Annotated in this window: 19 protein-coding genes; 15 read left to right on the forward strand and 4 right to left on the reverse strand. The window is 63.4% G+C overall.

Annotation, left to right across the window (positions count from 1 at the left end; translation table 11 throughout):
- The first annotated feature begins 8 nt into the window (after positions 1-8).
- The 4 genes from B6V73_RS15935 to B6V73_RS15945 are packed head-to-tail and all read left to right on the forward strand — an operon-like array spanning position 9 to position 3,070.
- Positions 9-1,097: a 4-oxalomesaconate tautomerase gene (locus B6V73_RS15935; RefSeq protein WP_088725721.1), complete on the forward strand. Its 1,089-nt coding sequence runs from the start codon at positions 9-11 to the stop codon at positions 1,095-1,097.
- Position 1,098: 1 nt separating this feature from the next.
- Positions 1,099-1,914, forward strand: coding sequence for a universal stress protein (locus B6V73_RS15940; RefSeq protein WP_088725722.1), 816 nt, complete (start codon positions 1,099-1,101; stop codon positions 1,912-1,914).
- Between the two features lie 7 nt (positions 1,915-1,921).
- A complete protein-coding gene (locus B6V73_RS20835; RefSeq protein ID WP_167733399.1) occupies positions 1,922-2,083 on the forward strand; it encodes a hypothetical protein in 162 nt (53 codons plus the stop codon).
- Positions 2,084-2,098: 15 nt separating this feature from the next.
- Positions 2,099-3,070: a D-2-hydroxyacid dehydrogenase family protein gene (locus B6V73_RS15945; protein ID WP_088725723.1), complete on the forward strand. Its 972-nt coding sequence runs from the start codon at positions 2,099-2,101 to the stop codon at positions 3,068-3,070.
- Here the strand turns inward: B6V73_RS15945 and B6V73_RS15950 are convergent.
- On the reverse strand, positions 3,048-4,076 hold the full coding sequence (locus B6V73_RS15950; protein ID WP_075774350.1) for an AbrB family transcriptional regulator: 1,029 nt from the start codon (positions 4,074-4,076) through the stop codon (positions 3,048-3,050). The two genes, B6V73_RS15945 and B6V73_RS15950, sit on opposite strands and share 23 nt — an antisense overlap.
- Before the next feature lie 104 nt (positions 4,077-4,180).
- Here B6V73_RS15950 and B6V73_RS15955 point away from each other — a divergent pair, with 104 nt between their 5' ends.
- The 3 genes from B6V73_RS15955 to tcuB are packed head-to-tail and all read left to right on the forward strand — an operon-like array spanning position 4,181 to position 7,318.
- Complete coding sequence (locus B6V73_RS15955) at positions 4,181-4,864, forward strand: GntR family transcriptional regulator (RefSeq protein ID WP_075774271.1); 684 nt, start codon at positions 4,181-4,183, stop codon at positions 4,862-4,864.
- Positions 4,861-6,255 (forward strand): FAD-dependent tricarballylate dehydrogenase TcuA, encoded by a 1,395-nt coding sequence (gene tcuA / locus B6V73_RS15960; RefSeq protein ID WP_088725724.1) that lies wholly within the window; start codon positions 4,861-4,863, stop codon positions 6,253-6,255. Before B6V73_RS15955 ends, tcuA begins: the two co-directional genes overlap by 4 nt.
- Positions 6,245-7,318: a tricarballylate utilization 4Fe-4S protein TcuB gene (tcuB, locus tag B6V73_RS15965; RefSeq protein ID WP_088725725.1), complete on the forward strand. Its 1,074-nt coding sequence runs from the start codon at positions 6,245-6,247 to the stop codon at positions 7,316-7,318. Before tcuA ends, tcuB begins: the two co-directional genes overlap by 11 nt.
- Positions 7,319-7,606: 288 nt before the next feature.
- Here tcuB and B6V73_RS15970 read toward each other — a convergent pair whose 3' ends face one another.
- Genes B6V73_RS15970 through B6V73_RS15980 form a run of 3 tightly spaced genes read right to left on the reverse strand, consistent with a single transcriptional unit; the run spans position 7,607 to position 10,414 of the window.
- Positions 7,607-7,921: an antibiotic biosynthesis monooxygenase gene (locus B6V73_RS15970; protein WP_088725726.1), complete on the reverse strand. Its 315-nt coding sequence runs from the start codon at positions 7,919-7,921 to the stop codon at positions 7,607-7,609.
- Between the two features lie 23 nt (positions 7,922-7,944).
- Positions 7,945-9,474 (reverse strand): autoinducer-2 kinase, encoded by a 1,530-nt coding sequence (gene lsrK, locus B6V73_RS15975; RefSeq protein WP_088725727.1) that lies wholly within the window; start codon positions 9,472-9,474, stop codon positions 7,945-7,947.
- A gap of 1 nt (position 9,475) precedes the next feature.
- Positions 9,476-10,414: a sugar-binding transcriptional regulator gene (locus B6V73_RS15980; protein WP_088719744.1), complete on the reverse strand. Its 939-nt coding sequence runs from the start codon at positions 10,412-10,414 to the stop codon at positions 9,476-9,478.
- A gap of 205 nt (positions 10,415-10,619) precedes the next feature.
- Here B6V73_RS15980 and lsrA point away from each other — a divergent pair, with 205 nt between their 5' ends.
- The 8 genes from lsrA to B6V73_RS16020 all read left to right on the forward strand — a co-directional run bounded on the left by lsrA (position 10,620) and on the right by B6V73_RS16020 (position 20,392).
- Positions 10,620-12,095: an autoinducer 2 ABC transporter ATP-binding protein LsrA gene (gene lsrA, locus B6V73_RS15985; RefSeq protein ID WP_075774351.1), complete on the forward strand. Its 1,476-nt coding sequence runs from the start codon at positions 10,620-10,622 to the stop codon at positions 12,093-12,095.
- The gene (locus tag B6V73_RS15990) at positions 12,088-13,098 is read left to right on the forward strand and encodes an autoinducer 2 ABC transporter permease LsrC (protein WP_088725728.1); all 1,011 of its coding nucleotides are present in this window, start codon (positions 12,088-12,090) and stop codon (positions 13,096-13,098) included. The genes lsrA and B6V73_RS15990 overlap by 8 nt, the downstream gene beginning before the upstream one ends.
- Positions 13,095-14,078 (forward strand): autoinducer 2 import system permease LsrD, encoded by a 984-nt coding sequence (locus B6V73_RS15995; RefSeq protein ID WP_075774278.1) that lies wholly within the window; start codon positions 13,095-13,097, stop codon positions 14,076-14,078. Before B6V73_RS15990 ends, B6V73_RS15995 begins: the two co-directional genes overlap by 4 nt.
- Before the next feature lie 33 nt (positions 14,079-14,111).
- Entirely contained in the window at positions 14,112-15,131 is a 1,020-nt protein-coding gene (gene lsrB, locus B6V73_RS16000) for an autoinducer 2 ABC transporter substrate-binding protein LsrB (protein WP_088719747.1), read from the forward strand.
- Positions 15,132-15,201: 70 nt separating this feature from the next.
- A complete protein-coding gene (locus B6V73_RS16005) occupies positions 15,202-16,443 on the forward strand; it encodes a class II aldolase/adducin family protein (protein ID WP_088725729.1) in 1,242 nt (413 codons plus the stop codon).
- A 1,338-nt stretch (positions 16,444-17,781) separates the two neighbouring features.
- Positions 17,782-18,177 (forward strand): invasion associated locus B family protein, encoded by a 396-nt coding sequence (locus tag B6V73_RS16010; protein ID WP_168174912.1) that lies wholly within the window; start codon positions 17,782-17,784, stop codon positions 18,175-18,177.
- A complete protein-coding gene (locus B6V73_RS16015; protein WP_168174913.1) occupies positions 18,174-19,739 on the forward strand; it encodes a ShlB/FhaC/HecB family hemolysin secretion/activation protein in 1,566 nt (521 codons plus the stop codon). Before B6V73_RS16010 ends, B6V73_RS16015 begins: the two co-directional genes overlap by 4 nt.
- A gap of 14 nt (positions 19,740-19,753) precedes the next feature.
- The gene (locus B6V73_RS16020) at positions 19,754-20,392 is read left to right on the forward strand and encodes an invasion associated locus B family protein (RefSeq protein ID WP_088725732.1); all 639 of its coding nucleotides are present in this window, start codon (positions 19,754-19,756) and stop codon (positions 20,390-20,392) included.
- Positions 20,393-20,479 lie beyond the last annotated feature (87 nt).

A 20,479-nucleotide genomic window follows, 5' to 3' on the forward strand; every position in this document is an offset into this window, starting at 1 on the left:
CGAATGAGATGGAACAGACAGCCATTCCCTATGTATTCATGCGCGGCGGCACTTCGCGAGGCCCCTATTTCAACCGCGCCGATCTGCCTGCCGATCGCGAGACTCTGGCCGAGGTTCTGATCGCGGTGCTCGGTTCGGGGCATGCGAACAATATCGACGGGCTCGGCGGAGGCGTCGCGGTGACGACCAAGGTCGCGATGCTCTCGCCCTCGGACGATGACTGGGCGGAGGTCGATTATTTCTTCGCGCAGGTCTCTGTCGAAGATCGGCTCGTCGACTTCAAGCCGACCTGCGGCAACATCCTCTCGGGGGTGGGGCCCGCCGCGATCGAGCTGGGTCTCGTGCGCCCCACGGGAGACGAGACCGAGGTGAAGATCCGCGCGGTCAATACCGGGGCGAAAGTCCTCGCGCGCGTTCAGACGCCGGGCGGGGCGATGCGCTACGACGGCGACGCGGAAATTGCCGGCGTGCCCGGCACGGCCGCGCCGATCGCGCTCAATTTCATGGGGGTCGTCGGCTCCTCGACCGGGGCGTTTCTTCCGACCGGGCATCTGCGCGACGAGTTTGACGGTATCGAGGTGACCTGCATGGATGTCGCGATGCCGATGGTGATCGCGCGGGCGCAGGACTTCGGCCTTACCGGTTATGAAAGCGCGGCAGAGCTCGACGCGAATACCGAGTTCTTCGCCCGCATGGAGGCCGTGCGCCTCAAGGCGGGCGCGGCGATGGGGATGGGCGACGTCTCGAAATCGGTGACGCCGAAATTCGGCCTGCTTGCGCCAGCCAAGGCGGGTGGAACCGTCGCGACGCGCTATTTCATGCCGTGGAACACGCATCCGTCGATGGCGGTCACCGGCGCGCAATGTCTTGCCTCCTGCGCGCTCACGCCTGGCACTGTGGCCGACGGTCTGCTGGAGCGACCGACCACCAGCCCGGCGAGCGTGGTGCTGGAGCATGCGTCCGGCACGATCGAGGTCCTCGTCGACTTCGAAATGAACAACCACTTCACGCTGAACTCCGCGGGTTTGCTGCGCACCGCGCGCAAGTTGGCCGACGGCCGGGTCTATGTTCCCGCTTCGGTTTGGAAAGGACGCTGACATGCCGATGATGAATCTTCTGGTCGCCTTCAATGGATCGAGCGGGTCGGTCGCCGCCCTGCGCTATGCCGCCTCCATGGCGGCGCAGCGTGGCGCTCATGTGACGGCGATAATGGCCCATGCGGCGCACGAGGTCATCGACCGCCGCTCGCGCTGGATCCCGAAGGAGGCGCATGCGCTTCTTGAAGCGGCCAATGGCGACATCCTGCGCGAGATCGAGGCGCGGTTCGAGGAAGAGCGCCGTGCCCTGGGGCTTGGCAGTGATCTCGAGTTGAAAGTCGTGGCTGGACGCGTGGACAATGTTCTGTCCGAAGCGGCGCGCTATTACGACATGCTGATCGTGGGCACGCAGGCTGACGATGGCGATGCCCATGTGGTCCTGCATCCCGATCGTATCGCGCTGATGTCGGGCCGTCCGGTGATCGTGGTTCCCGAGGGCTATGATGCGGGCGCAAAGCACAGCCATGCGGCGCTCGCATGGGATGGAGGGCGGGCCGCCGCGCGCGCGCTCTCCGACAGTCTGCGACTGCTCGAGGATGACGGACGGGTCAGCGTTCTGACCGTTGGGCCACATGACGACCGCGCTATCAACGACCTTCTAACCCATCTCTCGCGGCACGGCGTGGCGGCCATTCACGAGGATTGGCCGACGCCGCGACCGGTGGCGGACACGCTCCTCGGCTGGTGCGGGCGCAATGATCCGTCGCTTCTCGTGCTCGGAGCCTTCGAGCATTCCAAGTTTCGCGAAGATTTCCTTGGAGGCGTGACCTCGGAAGTGCTTGCGCGCACGAAAATTCCCGTATTGTTGTCGCATTGAGGAGGCCATGACCCATTTCGAGAAGCTGAGCCGCGTCCGTCAGGACCTCGAGGACATTCGCAAGGAGATCGTCGCGAAGATCGCCCGCGACGAGGGCAAATCCCCCGATCACGTACTCCTGCACGACCGGGTCAGTCGCGCGATCAAGGCGCTGTCCGGTCAAGGCTAGCCAAGGGGTGAGGCAATGAAGGTCCATATTCTCGACGACTGGTTCGACACGCTCCGCAGCTTGCCCTGTTTTCGCATGCTGGATAGGCACGAGGTGACGGTCTGGACGGATCATGAGCCCGATGAGGAGGCGCTTGCGCGTCGCCTCGCGGAGGCCGAATGCGTGGTTCTCTTTCGGGAACGCACGAAGATCACGCGCGGCTTGCTCGAGCGGCTTCCCAACCTGTGCCTGATTTCGCAGCGGGGCACGTGGCCGCATGTTGATGTGGAGGCCTGCACCGACCAAGGCGTTCTGCTGTGTTCGAATACGGGCGGGGATGGCGCGAACTATGCGGCAGCAGAGCTGACCTTCGCGTTGATGCTCGCCGCGATGCGCCAGCTTCCGCAGCAGATGGCCAGCGTCAAAGCCGGCAACTGGCAGATGGGCGTGGGGCGCAGCCTGCGCGGACGGGTGCTGGGCCTTTACGGATACGGGCGTTTGGGGCGGGTCGTCGCGGATTATGCCCGGGCCTTCGGGATGCAGGTCGTCTGGTGGGCCTCCGAGGCGGGGCGGGCGCGTGTCTTGGCCGACGGGGAGACCGTTGCCGAGAGCCGTGCCGCCTTCTTCGCGCAAAGCGACATCGTCTCCCTGCATCTGCGATTGACGCCTGAGACCCGCGGGATCGTCACCGCCGAGGATCTCGCGCAGATGTCCCCGCGCTCGGTGCTGGTGAACACGTCTCGCGCAGGGCTGATTGCGCCGGGGGCCTTGCTGGCGGCCCTTGAGGCCGGGCATCCCGGGCAGGCTGCGGTGGATGTCTTCGACCGCGAGCCAGAGACCGACGCGACAGATCCGCTGCTCGCGCATCCGAACCTCATCGCCACGCCCCATATCGGCTACGTGACCGAGGACGAGTTCGACAAGCAGTTCTCCGACATCTTCGCGCAGGTGAATGCCTATGCGGAGGGCAGCCCGATCCACATGGTCAACCCGTCCGCCTTCGGGTGAGGATCCTCGCCACCACGGGCGCGCCGACGATCACGAGCACGATGCGCGTCAGGTGATGGGTGATGACGAAGCCGAGATCCGCCCCGGTCACGATCGCGAGGACCGTCATCTCCGCCTGACCTCCGGGCGCGAAGGCCAGAAAGGCTGGCACCCGCTCGCCCAGACCCAACACGGTCACAAGACCGGAAAACCCCGCGGCCAGCACGGCCAGCACGAGCACGTAGGCGATGCCTGCCGACACGATGCGGGTGAGTTCCTTCCAGGTCACCCCGAGGAAATGAACGCCGATCCCGCAGCCAATGAAGAATTGGGCCGCGAGGATTGCCTCGGCAGGCGGGCGGAAATGGATGATCCCGGAGAGCGACAGGGTCGCCGTGACGATCATCGGGCCGAGAATCGAGGCGCCGAACAGCCCGAGCCTCTCGCCGCCTTTCCAGCCGAGCACCGCGGCGACGGCCATGATCGCCAGCTCATACCACGGCAGATCCGCGACCGGCGCGCCGATCGGGTTGCTGAGTTCGGCGCCGTAGAAATGGCTCAGGAAAAACGGCGCCACGGTCACGATGATCAGAACCCGTGTCGCGTGCACCAACGAAAGCGCGCGGGGATTGCCGCCCGCTTCCGTGCCGAAGATCACCATGTCCTGAAGCCCGCCTGGCATTGCGGCGTAATAGGCGGTGGGCGCATCGAAGCCCCAGAACTTCCGGAAGAAGGGCACGCCGATCAGCGCGATCACCGCGATGAAGACAGGGACGAGAGAGACCGAGAGCGCCATGCGCGGCAATTGCGCGATAACCTCGGGCGTGATCGAGGCGCCGACCGCCACGCCGAGGATCGTGCGCGCGCCGACAGAGATCTGGCCGAAGCCCTGAAGCGGTAAATGCGCGAGCGCGCCGGCGAGGCAAAATGCCATCGGGCCGAAGAGGAAAGGAAGCGGCAGATCCAGCGCCCAGAAGAGCGCGGTGCCACAGGCTGCAAGGAGAAATGTAAGGCCGCGCCGCCGCATGGCACCCGCGAAAATATGTTTGCGCAAACTGGCCTCCTGTTCGTCTTGACGTAATTTGTATACGAATGTATCCAACTGGACACAAGATGAACGCGGAGGGCGAAATGGCAAATGAGGACGGCAGCACACCGCAGGGAAACGCTGCTTACGACCGTCTGCTGACCGAATTGCGCGAAGGGCGGCTCAACCCGGGCGACCGCTTGCGGGAAACCGAATTGGCGGAGCGCTTGGGCATGTCGCGAACCCCTGTCCGGGAAGCGATCCGCAAGCTCGAAGCGGATAACATCGTCAGTCACATTGCGCGGCAGGGCGCCTGCATTCGGCGGCTCGACTATGCCGAAGTCATGGAGCTTTACGAGATGCGCGCGGTCCTCGAAGGCACAGCGGCACGGCTTGCGGCCCGGGCGGCTTCGGATATCGAGATCGACGAACTCTACGAGATGAACCGTCAGCTGGGCGAGATCGGCAATGTCCCTGAGGCATTCACGCTTAACCGGCAGTTCCACGCCGCTTTGCTCGACGCAGCGAAGAACCGGTTCCTCACCCGCTCGATCCGCTCGCTGCAAAAGGCGCTGATGATCCTCGGACCCACCACGCTGACCGAACCGGACCGGGCGGTGAAGGCGGTAGAAGAACATTTCGCCGTGCTGGAGGCCGTCAAGGCGCGCGACGGCGCGCTCGCCGAGAGCGCGATGCGCGCACATATCGAGGCGGCCCAGAGAGTACGCGTGCGCGCCCTGCGCTCCGAGCCCGGCCAGACCCCCAGCTATGACGGAGATCTGCTGTGACCCTTGCTTCACCTCAACCCGACATTGCCGTCATCGGCGGCGGTAACGCGGCCCTCTGTGCCGCGATCACCGCGGCAGAGGCCGGGGCGCGCGTGTTGATTCTCGAAGCCGCGCCGAAACCCTATCGGGGCGGAAATTCTCGCCACACGCGCAACTTCCGCTGCATGCATCGCGGGCCGCTTGGTCCGCTCACCGACAGCTATACCGAGGAAGAATACCTTGCCGATCTGATGAAAGTCACCGGCGGCAAGACCGATGAAGGTCTGGCGCGGCTCGCCATTCGAAGCTCCGAGGAATGCCTGCCGTGGATGGAGGCGCATGGCGTGCGCTTTCAGCCCTCGCTGTCGGGCACGCTTTCGCTCGCGCGGACAAACGCCTTCTTCCTCGGTGGCGGCAAGGGCCTCGTGAACGCCTATTACCGCACCGCGGAAGCGCTCGGGGTTCAGGTCGAATACGAAGCGGCCGTCACCCATCTGGAGATCGACGATGATCGCGTGACGCATATCGACTACACGCAGAATGGCGAGACGCGGCGTATCAGCCCGAAATCGGTTGTGGTCGCTTCGGGCGGATTTCAAGCCGATACCGATTGGCTTGCCCGCGCCTGGGGGCCGGCCGCGAAGAACTTCCTGATCCGCGGCACGCCCTACAATCGCGGCGTCGTGCTCGCGGACCTTCTCGAGCAGAAGGTCGAACAGGTCGGCGATCCGACGCAATGCCACGCGGTCGCGATTGACGGGCGCGCGCCAAAATTCGATGGCGGGATCGTCACGCGGCTCGATTGCGTGCCGTTCTCGATCGTCGTGAACAAGAATGGCGAGCGGTTTTACGACGAGGGGGAGGACGTATGGCCGAAGCGCTATGCGATCTGGGGCCGTCTCGTCGCGGCGCAGCCCGATCAGGTGGGCTACGTCATCATCGACGCGAAGTCGCTCGAACTGTTCATGCCTTCGGTCTTTCCGCCGATCAAGGCCGATACGCTCGAAGATCTGGCGACCAAGATGGGACTGCCGCCTGCAGCCTTGGCCGAGACCGTGGCCGAGTTCAACGCAGCCTGCGGCGACACATCCGGATTTCACCCGACAGAACTGGATGGGGTGTCCACCACCGGAATCACCCCGCCGAAGACCAACTGGGCGCGTCCGATCACCGAGCCGCCCTTTTACGGATACTCGCTGCGCACAGGGGTGACCTTCACCTATCTCGGGTTGAAGGTCGACGAGCGCGCACAATGCTCGATCGGAAACCGCCCCGTTTCGAACCTCTGGGCTGCCGGCGAAACCATGGCCGGTTCAATTCTCGGGCAGGGGTATCTCGCCGGTTTCGGCATGACGATCGGCACCGTTTTCGGACGTATTGCAGGCAAGGAGGCCGCCGCCCATGCAAACTGAGTTTCTCGAAGAGGCGCGCCGTCAGGCCGAGATCTGCAACGCCTGCCGGTATTGCGAAGGATATTGCTCGGTCTTTCCAGCGCTCCATGCCGAGCGCGCCTTCAGCGACGGCGATCTGACGCAGCTCGCCAATCTCTGTCACAATTGCCGCGGGTGCTATTACGCCTGCCAATACACGGCACCGCACGAGTTTGCCCTCAACCTGCCGCAGGCGCTGGCGAATGTTCGGCAGGATAGCTGGGAAGAATTCGCGTTTCCCCGCGCGGCGGGTCAGGCCTTCCAGAAAAGCGGGCTGCGCATAGCGCTCGCGACGGTGCTGGGCTTTGCGCTCCTGATCTGGGCCATGCTCTCGCTCGCAAGCGCAGGGGGCGAGGGTTTTTACGCGGTCCTGGCGCATAACACGATGGTCGCGATCTTCCTGCCAGCCTTCCTGTTCCCGCTGCTCAGCCTCGCGATCAGCCTGCGGCGGTATTGGCGCGCGGTCGGGGCCGGTCCGCTTCGCTTCTCCGATCTTCGGGGAGGCTTTGCCGCCGCCGCGAACATGCGCAACCTCAACGGCGGGCATGGAGATGGCTGCAATTTCGAGGACGAGGACCGTTTTTCCCAAGGCCGCCGACTCGCGCATCAAGCCGTGATGTATGGCTTTCTTCTGTGTTTCGCCGCCACGAGTGTGGCGACGTTGATGCATTACCTGCTGGATCTGCGCGCCCCTTACCCGCTCTGGTCCCTGCCGAAGATTCTCGGCCTGTCGGGTGGCTTGCTGCTGACCGTGGGTTGCATCGAGATGATCCGTCTGAAGCTGCGGGCGGATCCCGAACTCGGTGCCTCGGGCGCGACGAGCGGCGAATTCGGCTTTGTCGCTCTCTTGGGCTTTGTCGGTTTGAGCGGATTGGCGCTTTATGTGCTCGGTCAAACCCCGCTGATGCCGGCCATGTTGGCCCTGCATCTTGGGGCCGTGCTCGCATTCTTCCTGCTGACACCGTTTTCCAAGATGGCGCACGGCTTCTATCGCCTCGCCGCGCTGACTGCCGATGCGCAGAACAAAAGGGAGGTGGCTCGGTAAGAGGCAGTGGCCGGGCGCGCAAAGCTGTCGTCCGAACGAGAGATGGACCAATGCGCGCTGGTTGTTGAGGATTGCGGCTTCGGGTGCTTAGCAGGCATTGGGCCCGAGCGCAGCTAGTAACCGCTTTCCACTCAATTCGGAATTCGTCGCTCTGCGAGAATTTCTTTAAGCAGTTTATGAACCCGGGCGGCCGTGCGTGACGGAAGCGTTATCCAATTCTCAAAGACGGAATTTCCATAAACCGAAGCCTGAAGTGCCCGGGATGGCTTCGGTTTATAGGATCGAGCGTTATGCCGAGGTTGCCGCAGCGCCCTGCACGAGTACCGGCTCGAAATAGGTCTTCGAGCGCCCGCCGATCGTGATCGGGTCGATCATCGAGACGCATTTCTGGTAATGCGCGGTCTTTCGGTGAGCTTCCAACGCATCATCGCTTTGAAAAATTTCATAGACGAAGAAGTTGTTCTCGTCTTCGGGGTCGTGCAGCAGGTCGAAGCGCAGGTTGCCCGGTTCTTCGCGCGTGCCGTCGCAGTTGATCTTGAAGGCTTCGAGGAAAGTCTCGCGCGTGCCCGGCTGCACCTTGATATTCACCAGTTGGATCAGCATTCAGAAGTCCTTTCTTGCAGGTCTCACGTGCCCGGGGCACGCCACATGGATTGGGTGACGCCCTCGGCCACCAGCGCGCGCTGCGCGGCATAGGCGCGTTGCCAGCGGTCGCTTGCCTCGTCGTAGAGGTCGCGCAGCGCGCGGTTCGGTTGGTATTCATCTTCGATGCAGGACCATGCCGCGCCTGCGTCCTTCAGCGAGCCGAACTGGCCGGACCCGGTCGCGGCCGCTGCCGCACAGCCAAGCGCGGTGGCCTCCGTCACCTTCGAAGTGGCGACCGGCAGGCCGGTAACATCCGCAAGGATTTGCGCCCAATGCTGGGATTTCGATGCGCCTCCGGCAAAGACGATGCGCGCGGGGCGCTCGCCGGTCAGGGCGAAGACCGCCTCGAGATTGCGATGCGCGACGATGGCGGCATTCTCCTGCAAGGCGCGAAAGATCGCGGCGGGCCCGGATTTCTCGGGATCGAGCGAAAGGTTGAGCAGCGACGGGGCCGCGTGGATCCATTCGTTGTAGCGCATCACGTCGGACAGGATCGGGATGATCCCATGCGCACCGGGCGGCACCTCCTTCGAGGCGGCTTCCAGCTCGGAATACCCCTTGCCCTGCCCGAAGGCGTCACGGAACCAACGCATCGCTGCCCCGGTGAAGAAGCTGATCGCTTCGGCCTGATTGAGATGCGAGACCACATGCGGGTTGATCCGGAGTTTCATGCTCGGGTCGGTCAGGGTCAGCGGGACATTGACCACCTGCTGCCAGAACGTGCCGCCGAGCACCGCGCAATCGCCATTCCCGACAATCCCGAGCCCTAGTCCCCCGGTTTGGCAATCGCCGCCACCCGCCACGACCAGCGTACCAGGCGCGAGCCCGGTCTCCTCTGCCGCCGCGCCTGTTACCGTGCCCACGCATTCTCCGGTCACGACGCCGCGCGGGAAGATGTCGCTACGCAGCCCAAGTTTCTCCATCGCGTCGCCAAGCACCTTGCGATCGGCGAGGCCGATCAGCCCGGTCGTCCCGGCATTTGACGGCTCGGAAGTGAGTTCTCCCGAAAGCCGATAGAGCACCCAATCCGACAGCATCGTCAGGGCCCGGGCCCGGTCGAGCACCTCGGGCATGTGCCGGCGCAGCCAGATCAGCCGGGGGAGGGCTCCAAGCGCGTAGGTTTGGCCCGAGCGTGCATAGATGTCTTCCTCCAGCCCCGGATGGTCCCGCTTGAGTTCGCGGACCTCGGCATCGGCGCGCGCATCGACATTCGCACAGGCCCAGATTTCCGCACCGCTCTCGTCATGCAGAACGAAGGCCTCGCGCATCGCCGTGGCGCTGACCGAGACGATATCCTTCGGATCGACACCGGACTTCGCGATCACCTCGCGGCAGCAGCGGGCCAGCGCTGCCCAGTTGCCTTCCGTGTCGAAATCCATCGAGCCAGGATAGCGCGGGTCGCTGGCGTGCCACCATTCCTGCCCGGCGGTCGCGATCTCGGCGCCGGTCTCGTCGAACAGGACGGCCCGCCCGCTGCCGGTGCCAGCGTCGAAGGCGAGAAAATAGCGCATGTCAGTCCTCCGCGGCGTCGAGGAGCGACAGCGCGGTCGCCTCATCGGTCACCAGAATGTCGAGAATTTGGCCGCGCAGCGCGGCGAGGATCGGGGTCACCTTGTTTGGGCCCCCGGCGGCGCCGATTACCTGCTCGCAGTCGCGGAGCTGGACCAGATCGACGCCGATCACGCGCTCATGCAGCGGCAGCTCCATGTCCTGCCCGGTCCGGTCGTAGAACCGACAGAGCACATCGCCACGGGCACCGCTGCGGCGCAGTGGCTCGATTTCGCCTGCGGTAATATAGCCTTGCGCAACCACGGTCGCCTGTTCCGAGATGCCGCCTATCCCGACCAGCTTGTAATCGGCCGCGATCGCCTGGTTGAGCAAGGACGAGATCGCAGGCTCTCGCAGCAGGGCGGCGGCCAGTTCCGGCGTCGAGACGACGAGCGGCGCGGGGATGATGTTCGGCGTGCGGTCCCAATGCGCCTCGCGCATCCCCTGCACATAGGTCTGCACGCCGCCCGTCAGCGAAAACAGCTCGATGCGGCGCTCCTGCACCACATGGCCGAGCACCCGGATGGCGTTCGACACGGTGGCGCCCCAGCCGACCGCAAGACTGTCGCCGGGCGCGAGTTTCTGCATGAGGTAATTCGCCGCCGCCTGTCCGATCCGCGCGTCGACATCCGATCCGGCGCTGTCGGGGATCACGCGGCAATCCTTGAGGCGGAATCGCTCCTGCAGACGGGTCTCGATCTCGAGGCAGCCTTGCTGGCGCGAATTTATCCGCACTTCGATCAGCCCGGAGGCGCGTCCCGCATCGAGCAACCGCGATACCTTGATGCGCGAGAGGTTGAGCTGATGCCCGACTTCGCTCTGCGTGAGCCCGTCATTGTAATAGAGCCAAGCGACCCGCGCGAGCAGGGCTTCGTCCGTTTCGTTCGGCGCTAGCTCTTCCATGACGATCGGTCCTCCGAAGTGGTGGGGCAATGTTCAAATAACTCGTTACAAAAACATATGAACAAGTCAATAACTCAAAAACGCCGCATTGCAGCATAAAAAATAAGCTAAAAATTGTTGACAGCGAGTATATCGGATGAACAGATGTTATCACGACAAACAGATGAACATTCGAGGAGACGGGATGTTGATCGAGGGAGGCGCTATGACATCTGTGCTCGCCGAGCTTGGCCGGGTTTCTAAAAGCTACGGCGGCGTGCCCGTGCTTAAGGGCGTGGATTTCGCGGTTCGTGCCGGGGAAATCCATGCGCTTCTGGGCGGCAATGGTGCGGGTAAGTCCACCTTGATGAAAATCCTCGCAGGTCTGGTCGCGCCGACGGCGGGGCGGGTCTCCATCGGTGGAGCGCCCCTGCATCCCGCGACGCCCGCGCAGGCGCAGGCGATGGGGCTGTATCTGGTGCCGCAAGAGGCGCATATCTTCCCCAATCAAAGCGTTCTGGAGAATATCTGCATTGGCCTGCCGCGCCGGGCAGAGGCTTATCGCGCGCGCATTGGCGAGCTGATCGCGGATCTTGGCGTCGCGCTGTCGCCCGATGCCAAGGCCGCGACCCTCGAGATCGCAGACCGACAGATCGTGGAAATCCTGCGGGGCCTCGTGCGCGAGGCGAAGGTGCTGATCCTTGACGAGCCGACCTCGGCGCTTACTCCGCATGAGGTGGACACGCTCTTCGATCGAATGCGGGCGCTTCGCGCGACAGGTCACGGGCTCGTCTTCATTTCGCACAAGCTGCACGAGTTGCGCGCCGTCAGCGACCGGATCACGGTGCTGCGCGACGGCTATGTCGTGCACAGCGCGAAGATGGCCGAAAGCAACGATGCGGAGATTCTCGCCGCGATGAGTCCCGGTGTCGCGGCCCTGCGCGACCGCCGCGCCGACAGGACCCGCGCCGAGCGCAAGACGCTCGAAGTCGCGGGGCTACGGGGCGAAGGCTTTGTCGATATCTCTTTCGATGTGCATCACGGAGAAGTTCTCGGTCTGACCGGGGTCGTCGGGGCAGGGCGCACCGAACTGGCTGAAACCCTCGTCGGACTGCGGCCGCGTGCTGGCGGTAAGGTCGCACTCGAGGGCCGCGCTTTCGTCGCCCGGACACCGCGCGACGCGGTGCGTGAGAATGTCGTGCTGCTGTCCGAAGACCGGCAGCAATACGGGCTCTTTCTCGATGCGCCACTTTACTGGAATACCTCTTCGCTCGTGCATTATCTGCTGCCCTTCCTGCTGCGGCCTGGCACAGAGCGCGCGCGCTTCGAAGGCTATCGCAAGACGCTTGGGATCAAATGCGAGACGGCGGAGCAACCGGTGCGCAGCCTTTCGGGTGGAAACCAGCAAAAGGTTCTGCTGTCGAAATGCCTCGCCGCAATGCCGCGGGTTCTGATCCTCGACGAGCCGACGCGCGGCGTCGATGTGGGCGCGCGCAACGATATTTACGAACTGATCGAACAGCTGGCCGACGCAGGCACGGCGGTGTTGCTGATCTCTTCTGATTTCGACGAGGTCGTGCGCCTGTCGGACCGGATCGCGGTAATGGCGGGCGGGCACCTCGCCGGCGAGCTTCCGGGCGGAAGCAGCACCGACGAGATCGCCGAACTGGCCTTCGAATCCAAGGAGGCCGTCCATGCTTGAACGGATCGCCCGCGAACGTGTCGCGACCTTGTTCCTCGTCACGCTGATCGTGCTGTTGCTTGTCGGTGCGGCGGCGCCCGGGTTCCTCTCGGCGCGCACCGCTTCGATCATCTGGTCGAACGGCCTGGTGCTGATGCTCGTGGCGCTGGGGATTTTTCCAGTGATCCTGACGCGCAATATCGACGTTTCGGGCGGCTCGGTGCTCGGGCTCTCGGCGGTGACGCTGGGCCTGACGGTGAACGCAGGGGCGTCGCTCCCGGTGGCGATCGCGGCCGCGCTTGGCGCGGGCGTGGCAGCCGGCGCGCTCAATGGCGGGCTCGTGGCGCTGCTTGGCGTGCCCTCCATCGTGGCCACGCTTGGCACGCTTGGCCTGTTCCGCGGCGTGATGCTGATCGCCACCGGCGGCGAGTGGATCGAGGAGCTGCCGCAAGGCGTCAAGGACCTCTCCGGCAAAGGTTTCCTAGGGCTGTCGGCGGTGGGTGTCGTAGCGCTCGCGCTGATCGCGGCGGTCTGGTTGGTGCTGCGCACCCGGCGCGGACGCTGGGTCTTCGCGATGGGTGACAACCGCGAGGCAGCGCGCCATCTGGGCCTGCCGGTGCGCCGGATCGAGTTTCTCGCCTTTGTCTGGGCGGGCGCGATGTATGCCATCGCGGGTATCGCCTTTGCGGCGCAGATCGGCTTCGTTCCCAATCAGGCTGGCTCGGGGATGGAACTGCGCGCGATCGCGGCGCTCGTGCTGGGCGGGATCAGCCTGCTGGGCGGCGTCGGATCGGTTGCCGGTGTTGTGATCGGCGTGATCTTCTTCACCTCGATCGACACCGCGCTCGTCTTCCTCAAGATTCCGGCCTACTGGAACGACCTCATCGGCGGAGCGATGCTGCTCGCCGTGCTGCTGATCGACGGTCGACTGCGGATCGCGCTGGAAGCGCGCGACCGCGCGGCGCGTTACCGCCGAGGCGAAACGCCCCCACCCAAAACCCGTGATCTGGAGGAAGCGGCATGAAGCGTCTCGTGATGCGCTGGGAAGTCCTGTTGCTCGGGCTTCTGGTCCTTGAGCTTGTGGTGTTCGGCGCCATCAACCCGCGCTTCCTCAAGTTGAGTTCGCTGCTCTATGGCACCTCGGATTTCGTGCATGTCGGGATCGTCGCGGTGCCGCTGACGCTCGTCATCATCGCTGGCGGGATCGACGTGAGCTTCGCCTCCACCGTCGGGCTCTGTGCGATCACTTTCGGGATTGCCAATTTCTTCGGGATGCCGCTTCCGGTTTCGCTTGCGGTGGGCTTCGCGACGGGTGCGCTCGCGGGGCTGCTGAACGCGACGATCATCCGGCTCACGCGGCTGCAACCGCTCGTGGTGACGCTTGGCGCGCTCTATATGTTCTCGGGCGCGGCCACGGTGCTCTCCGGCGTCGTCGGCGCGAACGGCTATGACGGCATCGGCGGCTTCCCGGCGGCCTTCACCGGGCTTGGCTACCAGATGATCCTCGGCCTGCCGATGCCGCTTTTCGTGTTCCTCGCCTTCTCGCTGGTGATGCTGGTTCTGCTGCATGTCACGCGCTTCGGGCGTCTGGTGTTCCAGATCGGCCAGAACGAATCCGCCGCGCGCCACGCGGGCATGCCCGTCGCTCGGGTGCAGCTGCTGACCTATGTCATTACCGGGCTTGCCGCCGCGCTCGCGGGGCTGCTGCTGTCGGCCTATTTCGGCTCGGCGCGGGTCGATCTGGGCAAGGCAACGCTGCTGCCCGCGATCACCGCCGCCGTTCTCGGAGGCGCCTCGATCTATGGCGGTCAGGGCTCGGTCATCGGCACCATCATCGCCACTTTCATCATCGGTTACCTGCAGCAGGGCCTGCAGATGAGCGGTGTTCCCAGTCAGGTTTCCAGCGCGTTGTCCGGAGCGCTGCTGGTTGTCGTCGTCGCAATGCGCCACGGGGCGTCCTTGCTGCGCGAGTTCATTCCGGTGCGGCCGCGTCCGTCAGAATGACGCGTCCAGAGAGTTCAGAGGAGGAGAACTGAAATGCGTAAATCGACCAAATGGGTGATGGGCACCCTTGCGGCAGGGATGCTGATGGCCAATTCGGCCGCGGCCGAGGACATCGCCTTCATTCCGAAGCTTGTCGGGGTGGGCTACTTCACGTCGGGCGGCAAGGGCGCTGTCGACATGGGCAAGAAGCTTGGCGACAACGTCACTTATGACGGGCCGACCGAACCCAGCGTGTCAGGGCAGGTTCAGTTCGTGAACAACTTCGTCAATCAGGGCTACAAGGCGGTGATCCTCGCCTCGGTCTCGCCCGATGGCCTTTGCCCGGCGCTCAAGCAAGCGATGGCGCGCGACGTGCTGGTGATGACCTGGGACTCGGATGTGAACCCGGATTGCCGCTCCTACTACATCAACCAGGGCACGCCCGCGCAGTTGGGCGGCATGCTGGTGGACATGGCATCCGACGGGCTGAACGGCAAGGACAAGGCCAAGGTCGCCTTCTTCTATTCCTCGCCGACCGTGACCGACCAGAACGCCTGGGTCGCGGCCGCGAAGGAGAAGATCGCGAAGGAGCATCCCGGCTGGGAAATCGTGACCACGCAGTACGGCTATAACGACGCGCAGAAATCGCTTCAGACCGCAGAGGGCATCCTCAGCGCCTATCCCGATCTCGACGCGATCATCGCGCCCGATGCCAACGCGCTTCCCGCCGCAGCCCAAGCTGCCGAAAATCTGGACAAGGCTGGCAAAGTGACGATCGTGGGCTTCTCGACACCCAACGTGATGCGCCCCTATGTGAAGCGCGGAACGGTTGCGCGCTTCGGCCTGTGGGACGTGACCCAGCAGGGTGCGATCTCGGTGGCGGTCGCCGATCACGTGCTCAAGAACGGGCCGCTTCAGGTCGGTGACACGATGGATGTGCCCGGCATCGGCGAAGTGAAGGTCTCGCCCAACTCGGTGCAGGGCTACGATTATGAAGCCAAGGATAACGGCATCGTTTTGCTGCCCGAACGTACCGTGTTTACCAAGGATAATATCGACAACTTTGATTTCTGATCCCCAGTGATCGCACCTGGCGGGGGCGCGGCGACGCGCCCTCGCAAACACGTTGAAAAAGGAGCCTCCCATGCAATCGCGCTGGAACGACGCCGACGCCCATTCATTCGCTGAGGCTGCTGAAGCGGCAGGCCAACCCGCGGCACTGGGGCGGCGCGTCTACAGCTCGCGTCTGATCGGACAGAACCCTGAACTGGTGCTGCATGGCGGTGGTAATACATCGGTCAAGATTCCCGATGCGCCGGGCGGAGCGATCATTCATGTGAAGGGGTCGGGGTGGGACCTCGGCGATATCGAAGCGCCGGGCCTCCCGGCGATGCGATTGGAGCCGCTGCTGGAGACGCGGTCCATTCCGTATATGTCGGACGAAGAGATGGTGGCGTTCCTGCGCAGCCAGCTGCTCGACCCGACCGCGCCGAATCCTTCGGTAGAGGCGCTGCTGCACGCCTATATGCCGCAGGCATTCGTCGATCATTGCCATGCAACGGCGATCCTCGCGCTGGCCGATCAAGAGAACATGGAGACGGTGGTGCGCGATCTCTATGACGGTCGGGTCGGCTTCGTGCCCTACGTCATGCCCGGCTACGCGCTCAGCCATGCGTGCAAGGATGCGCTTGCTCGCGACCCGCATGTGGAAGGCCTCTGGCTCGAGAAGCACGGGCTGTTCACCTTCGCCGAGACCGCGCGCGAGAGCTATGAGCTGACGATCGAGTTCGTTAGCGCCGCCGAAGCGTTTCTCGCGTCGCAAGGGATCACTGTGGAGGGTCCGCAGTCCAATGACGCGCCGGTCCCCGATGATCTGGTCTCCGCGCTGACCCGGGCCCTCGCCGCGCAGGGAGCGCTTGGCGCCGAGCCCGTGGTAGACTTCCGCACGACACCTGCGATCCGGCGCTATCTCTCGCGCGAGGATTTGTCGGAGCTGGCAATGCGTGGCACAGCGACCCCGGACCACGTGATACGTATCAAACCCTTCCCGCTGATCGTGGAGGTCGGGGACGATGTCGCGGCGATCGAGCGTAAGCTCGCGGGTTACGCCGATCGCTATCAGGCCTATTTCGAGCGCAACGCGCCCCATGCTTCCGAGCCGAAGACCATGCTCGATCCTGCGCCGCGCGCGGTGCTTGTGCCAGGCGAGGGGCTTTTTGCAGTCGGTGCGAACGAGAAAGCGGCGCGCATCGCAGGCGATCTGCTGGAGCAGACGGCGCGTATCGTGAACGCGGCGGAAGAGTTCGGGCGCTTCGCCCCGATTTCCGAGCGCGAGCTGTTCGACATGGAATACTGGTCGCTCGAACAGGCGAAGCTGAAGACGTGAGGGAAAGCGTGAGCGCTTAGACAAACGGCATTATTGGATAGTGCGACAAGCTTCGGTTGAGTGCTGGCCATGGACTTCGTGGCAGGTAGCGACCTGAGATGAGCACCGTCAATGCAGCGAATGTCTGCTCTCGCCCAAAAACGACCGAGACCTTGGCGCGGGCAACAGAAGTGAGAGCCCTCACGTTCGGCTCGTGTCGTTGGGGGCTGCGGGCGTCATGCCCGATTGCTGCCGGGAAATTTGGGCGGGTGAGGTTCTGCGCGCTGCTTGATCGCCCGTCCCTTGCGGCCGCATCCATAGGGCGTGCCCTCAGGGCGTCGCTCTTTTCGTTACAGAAGAAGTCTAATGAACGACCGAGTAACGTTGGATGGCCTGAGGCGCATGCTGCGCTCTTTCTACATGATCGAGTCCATCTTCCGATTTTCCTGCGCGCTGAGCGAGAGATGGCGGAGATGGAGGCCGAGCTTGCGGCTGTAGAGCGGGCGAAAGCGATCCTTTGACTCGACGAGGATGAATGCCCTGATAGTCCGGGAACGTGATCCGCAAAGTGTTACCTTTGCGAATCTGATCCGGTCCGCAATTAGCTGGTTTCGCTATAAAAAAAGGAGAGTGGCTGGGGCGGTAGGATTCTGAGCTAAGTTATTGATATATTTTATTTTAATAGTAAATTGTAGTATATGGTGTCAACCGGGAAGACGCGGAAACCCGAATGTGCACCATCTTGTGTCCAAATGGGAGGCGCTGGTGATTGGGCTTCGCATCCTCAGCTTAGTCAGTGAGCGGTAGTGTTGTATGTTGGATGCGAGCGACGGCTTTAGGGCAGATTTACGCTGTGCCGGGCAATCATTTCGAAACCGAGCTTTTCAGTAGTTAGACTAACCTCGACCATGTGAGCCTAATGTCCGGTTTTCTTTGCGCGAGCTTCATTACCTTAATTCTACTTTAAGTTGCCAAATCAATATCCTGCGATTTTGCCGACAAAGTTTTGTTGACAGATTGATATAGGATTTACTAAGCGTAAACCGTCTGAAGACGCACGGTGCCGGTCATCACCGTGGATATGCCGTGAATCCGGTCCAGGCGTTTTGGCCCTTTTGTTCAGACAGGCGCTGATTTTCATTCAGGCCAGCGCTGATTTCAAACGGGTGTCGCGTGGGTATTTTATTTCGATCAAGTCGATCTATTCCGATTTTGCGAAGTCGTATCACCGCGCCTTCTGCATTTCCCGGATACCGTCCTTTCATTTTAAGATTTACTCTGTTTCTCGTTCTCTCTCTCAGTGCAAGCGCCGCACCGGCAGAGGCCGCGCCGCAAAGCTGGACCTTTCGCGACTGGAAAGTGAGCTGTCCGCAGGCCGCAGAACCCTGCATCGCTGCTACGACGACCCTGGCGGCAGACCGGACGTGGCTCGCGACCCTACGGATGCAGCCCGAACATGATGGCGGCGCGCGGTTGCAAGTGCTCTTGCCGCAGCAGATCCATCTCGGATCGGGCGCGTTCGCGAAGCTTTCGGGCCGTTCCGAACAGCGACTGCGACTGATCCGCTGCGTTCCCGGTGCCTGCGAGGCGCGCATCGATCTTCCGCGCACCGAGCTTGCCGCATGGAAAGCCGCCCGCGCCGCCCAGCTAACCTATCGACCTGCCCCCAATGCCCCGCCGATCCATTTCGACGTGTCGTTGATGGGGCTGACCAATGCCCTGGCGCAGGCCAGCGACGAGGAGACGCAAAAGTGAAGTCCCTGCTGCTGACGATACTCCTGGCTGGCGCGACATTCGCGGCTCCCCTGACGACCGCGCATGCCGAGGCGCAGGCGAAGCAGACGGCGGGTGCAGGCGCCGTCTCGGTCCAGACCTTCACGCTGTCGAAGATCGTCTTCGACCCGTCGAGCTATCTTAAGCCCGAGCAGCTGCAAAAGGTGGCCGATAAATATACCGGCCGTCCGATCAGCTTCGACGACCTGACGACGATGATCAAAGAGATCAAGCGGCTCTATATCGTCGAAGGTGTGCCGACGGCGGAGCCCGTGCTTCCGCCGCAGGAGATCCGCAACGGCGTTCTGCATGTCGCGCTGGTCGAGGCGAAGGTCGAGTCGGTGCAGATCGAGGGCTTCCCGCGGACCAACCCGAGCTTCCTGCGCGACCGGCTCAAGCTGCCGGTCAACGAGAAACCGGATTTCGACGAGATTTCTCGCGAGCTGCGCGTCTTCGATCTGTCCTACGACATCCGGCCGTCGCTGAAATTTTCGCCGGGTACTGCGCCGGGCACGACGGTGGCGACGATCTACGGCGAGTCTCCGAAACGCTTCGCCGTGACGCTGTCGGCGGATAATTACGGACGCCCCGAGACGGGCCGGGCCCGGGCCTCGCTCTTCGTGCGCTGGTCGAGCGTGACAGGCGTGCGCGATGCGCTCTCGTTCCAGGCGCAGAAGTCGGACGGGGCCTCGGCCTATTCGTTGGGTTATTCGCGTCCGATCGGGCCGAATGGCGGGGTCGTGACGGCAGCGATCAGCCGCTCCAACAGTTCGATCATCGGGGGCGAGTTCACCCCGGTCCAGATCACCTCGGATTCCACCGATTTTACGGTCAACTACCGCCGCCCGTTCAAGATCGGGCCGGATCGCTATTTCACCTTCGAGGGTGGTTTCGACACCGGGCGCGACAAGTCAAAGGCGGGGCCGCTCGCATTTTCGGATATTTCGCTGAGCGAGGTCTACGCGATCGGGCGATTCTACCGGCAATGGCCGAAGGCGCGGGCGAGCGTGGGGCTCGGGGTGCGGCTCGGTCGGGCGGATGCCAAAGGCACCTCCGAGACCGAGGGCTCCTATCAGCTGCTCTACGGCGATGCGAGCTTCAGCACGCCGCTGGGCAAGGCGCTCCAATTCGACGCGACCGCGAACTTCCAGATCGCGCCGGGGCAGAACCTGCCCGTGTCGCGCCTGATCACCGCAGGCGGCGTGGGCAGCGTGCGCGGCTATCCCAGTGAGGTGCGCGGTGGCGATTCCGGCGTGGTGCTGAACCTGCAGATCTCCAAGCGCGAACCTTTCTCGTGGATGAAGGGGCGCCTGAATGTGCGGCCCTTCGCCTTCGTGGATGCGGCGGTCGTCGTACCCTATCGCGCGTCCGGCGGCTTCGATTCCAGTCAGGACGTTCTGGCCTCTTTCGGGGTCGGCGCGGCGACAGAGCTTAACCGGAGAGTGGCGCTGCTGACGAGCGTGGGCGTGCCGCTGAAAAAGACACTGGGCTTCACCGATGTGGGCAATCCAACATTCTATGTCGGGCTGGATTACAAATTCTGAGGAGACATGAGCGAATGACCAAGATGAACGAGATGGCAGGGCTGGGAGCACGGATCACGAAGGGGGCGGCAGTGGCCGCTTTCGCAATGGGATGCCTCACGCCCGCGGCCTTTGCCCAGACCTCCGCGCAGGACGGCAAGACCAAACCGGCGGAGAAACCCGCCGCAGTCGCGCAGAACATGACCCCGGCCCAGACCGGCGCGCAAGAGGATATCGCCAACAACACCGCCTTTGGCGACTGGGTCGTGTCCTGTCAGGCCGCGACGGTGAAGAAGACGGTGTGCCGCCTCGTTCAGGAGCAGCGGGTCAAGAATTCCAACCAGCTTCTCGCACGGTTCATCGCGATGCCGGCGAAGGAAGGCGCGGTGCTGATCGCGCAGGTACCGATGGGCGTCTACCTGCCCGGCGGCGCGGTTTACCGCTTTGAGGGCAAGGACGACCTCAAGCAGCGCGACATGGTCTGGCAGACCTGCCTGAACAACGTCTGCGAAGCCGCCGCGCCGCTCTCGGCGGACGAGCTGAAGCTCTTCGGTGAGAACAAGGCCATCCTCTTCGGCTACAAGCCGACCGCAGAGGGCAAGCCGATGGTTCTGCGGGTGAACGTCGAACAGTTCAACAAGGCGCTCGACGTGCTGAAAAAAGCGGAAGGCTGAGACGCAGCCTGACGACAAGGCGGCCGCAGGGGGGCCGCCAAAAGCGGCGTGGGGCCGCTTCGAAGATGGGGACATAGCGATGACGTA

The organism is Thioclava sp. JM3, assembly GCF_002213185.1.
In the GTDB taxonomy this organism is placed as follows: domain Bacteria; phylum Pseudomonadota; class Alphaproteobacteria; order Rhodobacterales; family Rhodobacteraceae; genus Thioclava; species Thioclava nitratireducens.